The 12141-nt window shown below is 64.6% G+C and carries 9 protein-coding genes and 1 pseudogene; 6 read left to right on the top strand and 4 right to left on the bottom strand.

Translation table 11 applies throughout. The features are described from left to right. Positions 1–395, bottom strand: a pseudogene (locus tag EN781_RS11475) (ribonuclease D); the annotation flags it as partial. A gap of 87 nt (positions 396–482) precedes the next feature. Continuing rightward, positions 483–1868 carry a M20/M25/M40 family metallo-hydrolase gene (locus tag EN781_RS11470; RefSeq protein ID WP_126058259.1) on the bottom strand — a complete coding sequence of 462 codons (1386 nt, stop codon included), beginning with the start codon at positions 1866–1868 and terminating at the stop codon, positions 483–485. 445 nt (positions 1869–2313) lie between these two features. Here EN781_RS11470 and polA point away from each other — a divergent pair, with 445 nt between their 5' ends. Further along, entirely contained in the window at positions 2314–5277 is a 2964-nt protein-coding gene (polA, locus tag EN781_RS11465) for a DNA polymerase I (RefSeq protein ID WP_189347486.1), read from the top strand. A 1-nt stretch (position 5278) separates the two neighbouring features. Further along, positions 5279–5908 (top strand): LysE family translocator, encoded by a 630-nt coding sequence (locus tag EN781_RS11460; RefSeq protein ID WP_245455381.1) that lies wholly within the window; start codon positions 5279–5281, stop codon positions 5906–5908. Between the two features lie 149 nt (positions 5909–6057). Here the strand turns inward: EN781_RS11460 and EN781_RS11455 are convergent, their stop codons facing one another. Continuing rightward, positions 6058–6462, bottom strand: coding sequence for a Fur family transcriptional regulator (locus EN781_RS11455; protein WP_126058257.1), 405 nt, complete (start codon positions 6460–6462; stop codon positions 6058–6060). Between the two features lie 231 nt (positions 6463–6693). Here EN781_RS11455 and EN781_RS11450 point away from each other — a divergent pair, with 231 nt between their 5' ends. The 3 genes from EN781_RS11450 (at position 6694) to EN781_RS11440 (ending at position 10092) form a co-directional block, all read left to right on the top strand. Then, entirely contained in the window at positions 6694–8910 is a 2217-nt protein-coding gene (locus EN781_RS11450) for a caspase family protein (protein WP_126058256.1), read from the top strand. Between the two features lie 103 nt (positions 8911–9013). After that, the gene (locus EN781_RS11445) at positions 9014–9388 is read left to right on the top strand and encodes a hypothetical protein (RefSeq protein WP_245455380.1); all 375 of its coding nucleotides are present in this window, start codon (positions 9014–9016) and stop codon (positions 9386–9388) included. Further along, complete coding sequence (locus tag EN781_RS11440; protein ID WP_126058254.1) at positions 9385–10092, top strand: hypothetical protein; 708 nt, start codon at positions 9385–9387, stop codon at positions 10090–10092. Before EN781_RS11445 ends, EN781_RS11440 begins: the two co-directional genes overlap by 4 nt. 88 nt (positions 10093–10180) lie before the next feature. On the opposite strand, the gene EN781_RS11435 is transcribed toward EN781_RS11440, so the two are convergent. Next, complete coding sequence (locus EN781_RS11435; protein WP_126058253.1) at positions 10181–11287, bottom strand: serine protease; 1107 nt, start codon at positions 11285–11287, stop codon at positions 10181–10183. A 387-nt stretch (positions 11288–11674) separates the two neighbouring features. Here EN781_RS11435 and EN781_RS11430 point away from each other — a divergent pair. Continuing rightward, positions 11675–12141: trypsin-like serine protease (locus EN781_RS11430; RefSeq protein WP_127399998.1), on the top strand; the 467-nt coding region annotated here is incomplete at its 3' end.

Raw genomic sequence — 12141 nt, 5'->3', positions numbered from 1 at the left:
TTCGACAAGGTGACTCCGAGAAGCTCGCCGCAAATGTCCTTCAGCCCATGCCGGTCGGTATAGGTGCGGGTCAAGCGCGAGGCTATCTTGGTGCAGAACACTGGTTCCGCCACGACGCCGAAGGCGTTGTAGAGCACGGCGATGTCGAAGCGGCCGTAATGGAACAGCTTGGTGACGCTGCGGTTGCGGAGCAGGCTGACCAGGTTCGGCGCCTTCTTCTGGCCGGGCGCGATCTGGATGACGTCGGCGCTGCCGTCGCCCGGCGAGATCTGCACCACGCAGAGACGATCGCGATGCGGGTTCAAACCCAACGTCTCGGTGTCGATGGCCACTGCCCCGACATTGTAGTGGGACAGGTCGGGCAAGTCGTTCTTGTGGAAGCGGATGTCGCTCATCATTGTCTCCGGATCGCGGCCTGCGCTGTTCGTTTCGTCCTCACCGCGATCCGACGAAAAATCAACAAAAACTTGTCTTTCGACCCCTCAGCGCGTCAGCGCGTCGAGAATACGGGCCCAGGAGCGCTGCCCTTTGTGGAACGAAGTGAGCTCGTATTTCTCGTTGGGCGAGTGAATGCGGTCATCGTCGAGACCGAAGCCGACCAGCAGCGACTCCAGGCCGAGATAGGTCTGGAAATCGCCGACCACGGGGATCGAGCCGCCGCCGCCGGTGATCACCGCCTGTTTCGCCCATTCGTCGGACAGCGCCTCCTTGGCCTTGGCCAGGAACGGCGAGTCGTAGGAGAGCTTGATCGCCGGCGAGCCGCCATGCGGATGGAATTCGACCGAGCAGTCAGCCGGGATGCGTTCTTGAACGAAAGCCTGGAACGCAGCCCGGATCTTCTCGGGGTCCTGCTTGTGGACGAGGCGGAACGACACCTTGGCCGAGGCCTCCGCCGCGATCACCGTCTTGAAGCCCTTGCCGGTATAGCCGCCGATAATGCCGTTGAACTCCGCCGTCGGCCGCGCCCAGGTCAGTTCGAGCACCGAGCGGCCCTTTTCGCCGGCGAGGATCGACAGGCCGATCGGCCCGAGGAAGCTCTCGGCGGTCTCGCCGAGCGTTTCCCACGACTTCAGCACCTGCGACGGCGTCTCCTCGACACCGTCATAGAAGCCCGGGATGGTGATGCGCCCATCCTTGTCGTGGATATCGGCCAGGATCCCGGCCAGGATCCGGATCGGATTGGCGGCAGCCCCGCCATAGAGCCCCGAATGCAGGTCGCGATCGGCCGCTTTGACGGTGATTTCCTCGCCGACCATGCCGCGCAGCGACACGCAGATGGAGGGCGTCTCGCGATCCCACATGCCGGTGTCGCAGACGAGCGCGAAGTCGGTCTTGAGCTCGGCGGCATTGGCCGCGAGGAACGGCTTCAACGACGGCGAGCCGGACTCTTCCTCGCCCTCGAACAGGATGGTGATGCGGCAAGGCAGGCCGCCATGCACCTGCTTCCAGGCGCGGCAGGCCTCGACGAAGGTCATCAACTGCCCCTTGTCGTCGGCCGAACCGCGGCCGGTGATTATCTTGCGGCCAGGCTCGATCTCCTTGATCGCCGGCGCGAATGGATCGCTTTCCCACAATTCGATCGGATCGACCGGCTGCACGTCGTAATGGCCGTAGAACAGCACATGCGGCGCGCCCGCTGGCCCGTCGTGATGCGCCACCACCATCGGATGGCCGGGCGTGTCGCGCACGCTGGCGTCGAAGCCGATCAGCTTCAGCTCGGCCACCAGCCATTCCGCCGCCTTGTGGCAATCCTCGGCAAAGGCCGGGTCGGTGGAGATCGACTTGATGCCGAGCAGGCCGAACAGGCGCTCGAGGCTCTGGTCGAGATTCTGGTCGAGACGATCGAGGACGGGGGAGATTCTGGACATTGTCTGAAGCCTTTCGATTTTGCGCCGACCCTAAAGGGACGAGCCGAAAACGAAAAGCCGGGAACGTTGGACCAGCGTTTGGCAGCGGAAAAACATTCAGACCGATATGTCTGACCTGAAGACGAAAAAGCCGCCGTGGTGGAGGGGGAACCACGGCGGCCTTACTCGAAACGTTGCGGCAGCCCGGAGAGGGGGGATAGGCTGCCGCAGTTGTCCGGGATAGGCGGGGGACGGGCCTTGCTCCGGACTTCGGCGAAAACTGCCGATGGACCTTATTTGGGTCTGTGAACGTGGCGATTCAAGGGCACCAGTATTACACTTTTGTAACATGCCCGTGAGTGGCCGGATCATTCGGCGGCAGCCTCTGTCAGGGTGTTGCCGGAACCGGTAGTTTCAGCCGCCTTTGGCATGGACCGCGCCGTCTGGCCGCGCTATCCCTGCCGGCATGAAAAAAGGCGATCATCTCTTCCTCGTCGACGGCTCCGGCTACATTTTCCGCGCCTATCACGCGCTGCCGCCGCTCAATCGCAAATCCGACGGCTTGCCCACCAATGCGGTGCTCGGCTTCTGCAACATGGTGTGGAAGCTGATGCAGGATGCCCGCAACACCGATGTCGGCGTGGTGCCGACGCATTTCGCCGTCATCTTCGACTATTCCTCGAAGACCTTCCGCAACGAGCTCTACCCCGAATACAAGGCCAACCGCTCGGCACCGCCAGAGGACCTGATCCCGCAGTTCGGCCTGATCCGCCAGGCGACCACGGCTTTCAATCTTCCCTGCATCGAGATGGAGGGCTTCGAGGCCGACGACCTCATCGCCACTTATTGCCGGCTTGCCTGCGAGGCTGGCGGCGACACCACTATCATCTCCTCCGACAAGGATCTGATGCAGCTGGTCGGTCCCACGGTCGGCATGTACGACCCGATGAAGGATCGCCAGATCGGCATCCCCGAAGTGATCGAGAAATGGGGCGTGCCGCCGGAGAAGATGATCGACCTGCAGGCGCTCACCGGCGACTCGGTCGACAATGTGCCGGGCGTGCCCGGCATCGGGCCGAAGACGGCGGCGCAGCTCCTGGAGCAGTTCGGCGACCTCGACGCGCTGCTGGCGCGCGCCGCCGAGATCAAGCAGGAGAAGCGGCGGGAATCGATCATCGCCAATGCCGACAAGGCGCGCATCTCGCGCCAGCTGGTGACGCTGAAGAACGACGTGCCGGTCGCCGAGGGGCTCGGCGACTTCGAGCTGCACGCGCCGGACGGGCCGAAGCTGATCGGCTTCCTCAAAACCATGGAATTCACCACGCTGACCCGCCGCGTCGCCGAAGCGACCGGAACCGAGATCGGCGACGTCCAGGCCGCCGCCGTCACCATCGAGCGCGCCGATACCGCGCACGGACCCGATGTCGGAGCCGGCGCGCCGCCGGCAGCACGGTCCACGCCCGCCGGCAACGACGCCGACAAGCCAGCGCCGGCCATCCGGGCAGAAGACGCGCCGCCGCAGGGCGACACCCCTTCCCTGCTCTCGGCGCTTCGCCTGGAACAGGCGGCGGCGCGCAAGATCGACACGTCGGCCTATGTCGCCATTCGCGATGCGGCGGCGCTGACGGCCTGGATCGCCGAGGCACGGGAAGCCGGTGTCCTCGCCTTCGACACCGAGGCCAGCTCGCCCGACCCGATGCAGGCCGAGTTGATCGGCCTGTCCATGGCGGTCGCGCCCGGCCGCGCCGCCTATCTGCCGCTCGTCCACAAGAGCGGCACCGGCGACTTGCTGGGCGGCGGCATGCTGGAGAACCAGATCCCCGTCCGCGAGGCATTGGCGCTGCTGAAGCCTCTCTTGCAGGACGGGTCCGTTCTCAAGATCGTGCAGGACCTGAAATACGACATCGTCGTGATGAGCCGCCACGGCATCGAGATCGGCCCATTCGACGACACGATGCTGATCTCCTATGTGCTTGATGCCGGCACGTCCGGCGGCCACGACCTGGCCGGCCTCTCGGAAAAATGGCTGGGCCACGCCCCGGCCTCCAAGAAGGAGCTTGCCGGATCGGGGAAAAGCGCCGTCGGCTTCGATCAAGTCGATATCGAGCGCGCGACCGCCTACGCCGCCGGGCAGGCCGATATCACGCTGAGGCTCTGGCAGGTGCTGAAGCCCAGGCTTGCCGCCAAGGGCCTCGTTTCCGTCTATGAGCGGCTGGAACGGCCGCTGGTGCCGGTGCTGGCGCGGATGGAGCAGCGCGGCATCTCCGTCGACCGACAGATCCTCTCCCGGCTGTCGGGCGAGCTGGCGCAGGGTGCCGCCCGCGTTGAGGAGGAGATCTACGGCATCGTCGGCGAGCGCATCAACATCGGCTCGCCGAAACAGCTCGGCGACATTTTGTTCGGCAAGATGGGCCTGCCGGGCGGCTCCAAGACCAAGACCGGCCAATGGTCGACATCGGCGCAGCTCCTGGAGGACCTTGCCGCCGAAGGCCATGAACTGCCGCGCAAGATCGTTGACTGGCGCCAGCTCACCAAACTGAAATCGACCTATACCGACGCGCTGCCTGGCTTCATCCACCCCGACACGAAGCGCGTCCACACCTCCTATGCGCTGGCGGCGACGACAACTGGACGTCTCTCGTCCTCCGACCCCAATCTGCAGAACATCCCGGTGCGTACCGCCGAGGGGCGCAAGATCAGGACCGCCTTCATTGCCGAAAAGGGCCACAAGCTGGTCTCTGCCGACTACAGCCAGATCGAATTGCGGGTGCTCGCCCATGTTGCCGAGATCCCGCAGCTGAAGCAGGCCTTCGCCGACGGCGCCGACATCCACGCCATCACGGCATCCGAGATGTTCAACGTGCCGGTCGAAGGCATGCCTTCGGAGGTGCGCCGCCGCGCCAAGGCGATCAATTTCGGCATCATCTACGGCATTTCGGCCTTCGGTCTTGCCAACCAACTATCGATCCCGCGCGAGGAGGCCGGCGCCTACATCAAGAAATATTTCGAGCGCTTCCCGGGCATCCGCGACTATATCGAGGCGACCAAGGCCTACGCCCGCGAATATGGCTATGTCGAAACCATCTTCGGCCGCCGCATCCACTATCCGGAGATAAGAGCCTCCAATCCCTCCATCCGCGCCTTCAACGAGCGCGCCTCGATAAACGCCAGGCTGCAGGGCACCGCCGCCGACATCATCCGCCGCGCCATGGTGCATATGGAGGAGGCGCTGGAGAAGGCCGGCCTGTCGGCCCGCATGCTGCTGCAGGTGCATGACGAGCTGATCTTCGAGACGGTGGAAGCCGAGGTCGAGGCGACGCTTCCCGTCGTGCGCCGTGTGATGGAGAACGCGCCGATGCCGGCGGTGTCGATGTCGGTGCCGCTGCATGTCGATGCGCGGGCCGCCGACAATTGGGACGAGGCGCATTGATGTGAACGCGTTGCTGCCGCCCTCGACAGCCACCGTCCTTTCCTTCTCGCTCGCATGCCTGCTGATCGAACTGACGCCGGGTCCGAACATGACCTATCTGGCGCTGATTTCCGCCAGCGAAGGACGCCGCGCCGGCTTTGCCACGGTGGCGGGTATCGCGTTGGGACTGGCGACCGTCGGCGCGGTCGCGGCCTTCGGCGTCGCCGAACTGATCCAGGCATCGCGGCCGTTCTACGAGGGACTTCGCTGGGCCGGGGTGCTATTCCTTCTCTACCTCGCCTGGGAGGGCTGGACCGCGGGAACGGACGTCGTATCGAGCGCCGGCGGCGCGCGCGGCAAGCATTTCATGCGCGGACTCGTCACCAATCTCTTGAACCCCAAGGCGGCGGTCTTCTACGTCGCCGTGCTGCCGACCTTCGTCGATGCCGGACGGCCGGTCCTCTCCCAGACAGTCCTGCTCAGCGCGGTCTATGTGGCGATCGCGACCGCTGTTCACGGCGTCATCGTCGCTCTGGCGGGGACGCTGGAACCGTTCCTCAACGATCCCCGCAGGGAGCGATTTGCCCGACGGCTGCTTTCAGCGCTGCTGGCGCTGGTCGCGTTCTGGTTCGCCTGGTCGACCAAGCACTGAAGCGATACGCTCCCGGGTTTGTTGAGTTTCAGGCCGAGCCGAGAACGGCGGGGTCCGAGAACCGGAGCGGAGCGTACTTGAAGTACGTGAGCACCGAAGCGCAGGAGCCCGCCATTTGCAGGCCGGCCTCGCCTGAAGAACAATAGACCCTAGGCGGCCTCGGCCCGGCACTTGGCGCAAACGCCGCGGAACTCGATCACCGCCTTCTTGGCGGCAAAGCCCGTCGAGCGCACCCATTCGTCGAGCCGGTGGTCGACATCATGGTCGGACATCTCGGTCACCTGGCCGCATGTGTCGCAAATGGCGAAGGCGGTCATCGAATGGCTGTGATCATGCGGCTCGGCGCAGGCAACGAAGGAGTTGAGGCTCTCCAGCCGGTGCACGAAACCCGACTTCACCAGCGTGTCAAGCGCGCGATAGACCTGCAGCGGCGCGCGGAAGCCACGTTCGCGCAGCTGGTCGAGCAGCATGTAGGCGCTAAGCGGTCCGCTGGCGGCCTCGAGCTTTTCGAGCACACACAACTGGTTCTTCGTCAGCACATCCCTTGCCGCCATGGTCCTGCTTCCAGTCAGCTTGCGTCGTCCGCACGCCATTTGCGCATGCAAGTGGCCTGAATTCCACTGAGATAGCGACGAACCGTCTTTTTTGCCACTGTTTCCGTCGCCATCGACGGCACCGCCTCAGTGGTTGGTCATCGCCATCGCGCAACCAGCCTTCAAAATACTGACAAAATCATCGATGAGGGTTGCGGCTGCTTGCGAATTCGATCGGGCTTGGGGGCATCCATGATCAGATTGACACGCCGGACGCTGCTTGCCGGCGCCTCCGCGCTGACGGCAGTCGGCACGCTGTCGTTTCGTGCGCTTGCCGCCCAGCGCACCTATTACGCGCTGCTGGTCGCTTGCACCGACTATCCGAACCTGCCGAAGAAGAACTGGCTGATCGGGCCGAAGAACGATGCCGGCCTGGTGCGCGACTACCTGCTGAGGAACACCCCGGCCCCGGTGAAGTTCGCGCCCGAGAACGTCACCCTGCTTGCCAAGGATGTCGACGGCGCCGCCGGCCTGCCGACGCACGCCGCGATCAAGGCGGCGCTGGCCAGCCTCGCCTCCAGGGTCAAGTGCGACGACTTCGTCTATCTGCATCTGTCCGGCCATGGCGCGCAGCAGCCCGAGGCGACCAACAGCGACGAGACCGACGGCCTCGACGAGATCTTCCTTCCCGTCGACATCGAGAAATGGGTCAACCGTGAGGCCGGCGTGCCCAACGCGCTCGTCGACAATGAGGTCGGCGCCGCGCTCGACACCATCCGCGACAAGGGCGCTTTCGTCTGGGTGGTGTTCGACTGCTGCCATTCCGGCACCGCGACACGCGCCGCCGAGGTCGACGACGAGCTGGAGCGCAAGGTCGAGTTCGCCGATCTGGTCGGCGGCAGCAAGACCGAGCGGGCGGCTGCGGTGAAGCTCTATGACGACATCACGGCGACGGCCTCGCGCGGCTTCGACGAGAACGGCCAGCGCAAGCCCGCCTTCAACCTGACGCCAACCGGCGCCGAACCGACCACGAAGGGCAAGCTGGTCGCCTTCTATGCCGCGCAGACGATCGAGACGACGCCGGAGATGCCGCTGCCCAAGGGCACCGCCGACGCGCCGCGCTTCGGTCTGTTCACCTTCACCATCCTGTCCAAGCTGGCGGAGAACCCCAACGTCACCTACCGCCAGCTCGGCCAGGCGGTGCTGCAACAATATTCGGCCGACAGCCGCACGCGGCCGACGCCGCTCTTCGAAGGCGAGCTTGACGCCCGCGTCTTCGGCACCGACAGGACCGACGCGGTGATGCAATGGCCGCTGGTCATCAAGGACGATGCGGCGACGATCGGCGCCGGGCTGCTCCAGCGCCTCGCCCCCGGCAGCAAGCTCGCCATCCTGCCATCGGCGCTGTCGCAATTGTCGGATGCGCTCGGCTATGTCGAGGTGCAGTCGGCCAGGAACCTCGAGGCTTGGGTGAAGCCGGTGGAGCTCGACGGCAAGCCGGCCCTGACGCTGGCCGCTATCCCGGCCAATGCCTATGCGCGCATCGCCGAACTCGCCGTCGACTACAAGCTCGTGGTGGCGCGCCCGGCGGCGACCGACGGCCTCGACAAGGAGACCGCGCTGGTCAACTCGGTTCTGGACGAACTGGCGGCCAGGGAGAAATCCGGATTCCACGTCGAGCTGGTCGAGCCCGGCAAGAGAGCCGACCTACGGCTGGCGGTGCTGCGCGAGAATGCGATTGCCGGCGCGGCCACCGATGCGACCGACAAGCCGGCGCTATGGTTCCTGCCGGCTTCCGGCGACGTGACGCTGAAGGACGGCGGCAGGCCGCCGCTGATCATCATCCGCCCGGATAACCGGGCAAAGCTGGCCGAGGCGGCGGCGAGGAACCTGACCACCATCTTCCGCGCCACCGGCCTCTCCAGGCTGGCCGCAGCGTCCGACTACCGGCCGGAAGAGGTCAGTGTCGAGTTCGAGATCAGGCGCCAAGGCGGCGACGCGCTGGAGCCGCTGCAGGCCTCGACCGTGCCGCGCGTCTCGCCGGGTGACGAGATGCACATCAAGGCCAGGAACGATTCCGACAAATATGTCGACATCAACGTGCTCTATGTCGGCAGCGACTATTCCATCACCCATATCGTCGCCGAGCGGCTGGCGCCCGCCAACGGCTCGCCGGATGCCGGCTTGCGGGAAGGACTGCTGGCCTTCACCGACACCAGCTTCGGTATGGAGCGGATGATCGCGGTGCTGACCGAGGCGCCGCCGCAGAGCGAGAAGGAGGACCTGAGCTTCCTGGCGCAGGACGGCGTGCCCTCGGCCACCCGCGCGGCCGGCGGCTCCGGCTTCTCCGACATGCTGACCGATATCGGCATGGCGCCCTCGACGCGCTCGGTGATGAAGCTTACCGACAGGAGCGGCCCAAAGGGCGCGGTGATGATCTTTCCGATGGAGACGGTGCCGCGCGCCTGAATGCAGGCCGCAGCAAAAGCCTGTCGCAATCGCGCAGCGGCTCTTGCGCGACGGGCTTGGTATGTGGACATTCTGGCGCGGCGCGGAAAGGATGAGGACGCTCGTGAAAACCAAGGTTCTTTGCTGGCTCGGAGCGGTCCTTCTTGCCGCGGGCCTGTCGTTCGCCCATGCCTCGGCAGAGGAGACCTGCGGCCTCTGCGCCAAGCAGATCGTGACCAATTCCGAATTGGCGAGTTGCTTTCTCGACCAGTACGACCAGATCGCCAAGACCGGCAATGAGGCCGTCGTGGTCGATCTCAGCGGCTGCGCCTCGCGCGGTGTGGTCGAGGCCCTGCCCTCGCCGAACAAGGCGCCCGCCGAGCCTGACGTGCAGTTCATGATTTCGCGTTTGCAGCTCGACTGCCTGAAGAAAAAGCTCGAGGCGCCGGGCATCGTGCTCGACCCCTCCGCCATTATCGACCTGGACAGCTGCCGATGAAAAAACCGGGGGGTAAGGTTACGCCAGCGACGGCATCTACGGAGCCGCCGGCGATCAGGAAGGCTGAGGCGCTGCCTGAGACCACGGAGGGTTTCCCGTGGCCGAGCAGCCACGAGATCAAGAAGGAATCGAACCCCTTCACCGATCGTGACTGGCGCATGCTGGCCTATGCCTGGTCGGGCCTTCTGGTGCGCCTGGTGATCATCTTCACCCTTCTGTTCTCCGTCTTCCAGTTCCTGGCCAACCAGGAGCAGAAGCGTGTCGAGCAGACCATGTCGCTGGTCGAGCTATGGGAGAGCAAGGACCTGCAGCAGGCGCAACGGGCGCTCAAGGAGCGGCTGACGGGGCTCAACGCCAAATACGACAATCTGCTCAGCGCCAATCCGACTCCCACCGAGGAGCAGGTGTTCAGGCAGCGCATCGGCATCGAGGCGATGACCACTGATGGCGGCACCATGCCGCTCGCCGATTTCAGCGATCATTTCGACCGCGTCGTCTATTTCCTCAATCGCCTCTCCATCTGCGTCGAGAGCGACCTGTGTTCACGCAAGGTGGCGGACGCCTACTTTCGCGACTACGCCGTTTCCTTCTGGAGTTACTTTGCCGGCTATATAGATAAGCAGCGCAAGGCCGGCTCAGCCAACTTTGCCACGGCGATCGAGGCCTATGTGCGCCAGGGACAGCCAGAGGCGCAGTCCAAGTAACGGCCAGTCGAGCGGCGCCCGGAAACGAAAAGGCGGCGAGAGTTCCCGCCGCCTGTTCAACGCAGCCGTTAGGCAGATTTGAGCCGGCCTATTTGTAGAGGCCGTTGATCCACTCGACATTAGCGGCGTTGAGCCTGACCGCGGTGTTCGCTTCCGGGCCCTCGGCCACGTTGACGCCGGTGATGACGCGTTGCTTCGCGGCATTGTCATAGGCGTAGACCGAGCTTCCGCTCGAGCCCGGGAACGTATCGCAGTCATATTGGAAGTAATCCGTGCCGATGTTCTCGGCGTGCACTTCGCAGCTTGCCTTCCACATCGTGCCCATCGACTTGTCGCCGGGATAACCGACGATGTTGGCGGTGAAATCGCCCAGATCCTCGTAATTGGCATAGCCCAGCCAGCCGAGATTGGTGCCAATGTCCTGCTTCAGGGTGACGATGCCGAGATCCCACGGCACGACCGAGCCGTAAAACCCCTGGTAGTTGTCGATGAAGCCCTGCAGGATATAGGCGCTCTCATAGGTGAAGGCGCCGAACGGCGCGTCGTCGGCGGTGCCGCCGTTGAGGCCCGGCACGAACAGATATTCATCGAGCCACGCGCCGTCTTCATGGCTATAGAGGCAGTGCGCCGCGGTGAGCACGGTGCGCGGCCCGATCAGCGTCGCCGAGCAGCTGCCGTATTTGCCGGTCTTGGGCGACTTGGCTTCGAGGTAGCCGATGGCCGAGAACGGATAGGTCTTGGTGTTCTTGACCTGCTCGCGATCGTCCGTGCCGAAGACCTGGCGACCGGTTTCGCCCTCAGTCAGCCCCGGATCTTCGGTGTTCTGTGGACCGGAAGCGTCGGACCCCTGCCCGTCGGCCGGCGCGTTCAGCTCCTCAATGATCAGCTCCTTCAGCGCCTCGTTCGCCTCGATCTTGATCTCCTTGCCGTCGGCGGAACGCCCCACGACGCCATAGGACTTGACCGCCGCGTCCTCGTCGGCGAGCGGCGCGGCGCGGCTGGCCTCGTCCTCGGTCAGTTTCGGCGGCGCGATCGGCTTTGCCCGCCCCGGCGTGTAGTCGCCCGATCCCCCATCGCGCATGCTTTCGCCATTGCCGGCATTCGCGGTGCCGGGGTCGGCGGCGAAGGCCGGCACCAGCCACATCGCGGTGGAAAGAAATGCGGACGCAATGATGGTGTTTGTCAGTTTTGTCACGGTGAGACTCTCCCAAAAGTCAGCAAGGACTGGATCAAGATACAGAAATATTGTCGAGATCGTGGTGGCCCCAAAACCGAGCTTTGGAACCGCCGACCAGAACATTGCTCCGCGCGGTCAGTTGAGGCCCCCGCCAAAAACATCCGCGCGATATACTGCCTAAAATATTCCAACATTGGCAACGACAAATCGCTTCCACGTAGCCCGTGGGGGGCTATAGGGTTTTGAGCGGGTTCTGCTCGCGGGCACGATTAGCAGTAGTTGCACTTCGGTATTGTGACCGGTCGCGCGCCGATCTGGGCTGCGTGGCCGATCGTTCGAAGTGCCTCGGCAGCGGATCATGCGCCGGGCCGGCCTGTTCGGGAACGTTCGTCTCAGGAGGTCATGGTGAACATCATCCATCGGTTCAGGCCGCTCGCCACAGCATTGCTGACCGGCATCGCGGCGCTCGCGACGCTCAACGCCATCCACGCTGCCGATGGGCCGGCCCGGCCGGAAGCGGCGGTCTCGCCAATGAAGCGCGTCGCGGAAGCACGGGCCAAGGCCAAGGCCGAGAACCCCGACGGTGCCGATCGCGTCTATGGCGGCAAGGAGGCCGAGAAGGGCGCTTTTCCTTTCCAGGTGGCGCTGCTGACAAGCGACAGGCTGGACGCCAGCCCGGCCTCGCAGCCGGACGCGCAATTCTGCGGGGGCAGCCTGATCGCGCCGCAATGGGTGCTGACGGCTGCGCACTGCCTCGTCGACAACGGCAGGCCGATCCCGGCCGGCGCGGTTACCGTACTCACCGGCGCCACCGATCTCGGCGAAGGCAAGCGCTACAAGGCGGTGGAGGTCATCGTCAACGAGAGCTACAG

It is taken from the genome of Mesorhizobium sp. M4A.F.Ca.ET.090.04.2.1, from assembly GCF_003999085.1.
In the GTDB taxonomy this organism is placed as follows: domain Bacteria; phylum Pseudomonadota; class Alphaproteobacteria; order Rhizobiales; family Rhizobiaceae; genus Mesorhizobium.
The sequence above is the reverse complement of the archived record's forward strand: the minus strand, read 5'-3'. Positions and strand labels throughout refer to the sequence as shown.

Bases quoted from the DNA above. Each gene is read 5' to 3' on its own strand.
- EN781_RS11440 (WP_126058254.1), top strand. From the start codon at position 9,385: ATGAAAAAACCGGGGGGTAAGGTTACGCCAGCGACGGCATCTACGGAG.
- EN781_RS11450 (WP_126058256.1), top strand. From the start codon at position 6,694: ATGATCAGATTGACACGCCGGACGCTGCTTGCCGGCGCCTCCGCGCTG.
- polA (WP_189347486.1), top strand. From the start codon at position 2,314: ATGAAAAAAGGCGATCATCTCTTCCTCGTCGACGGCTCCGGCTACATT.
- EN781_RS11455 (WP_126058257.1), bottom strand. From the start codon at position 6,462: ATGGCGGCAAGGGATGTGCTGACGAAGAACCAGTTGTGTGTGCTCGAA.
- EN781_RS11470 (WP_126058259.1), bottom strand. From the start codon at position 1,868: ATGTCCAGAATCTCCCCCGTCCTCGATCGTCTCGACCAGAATCTCGAC.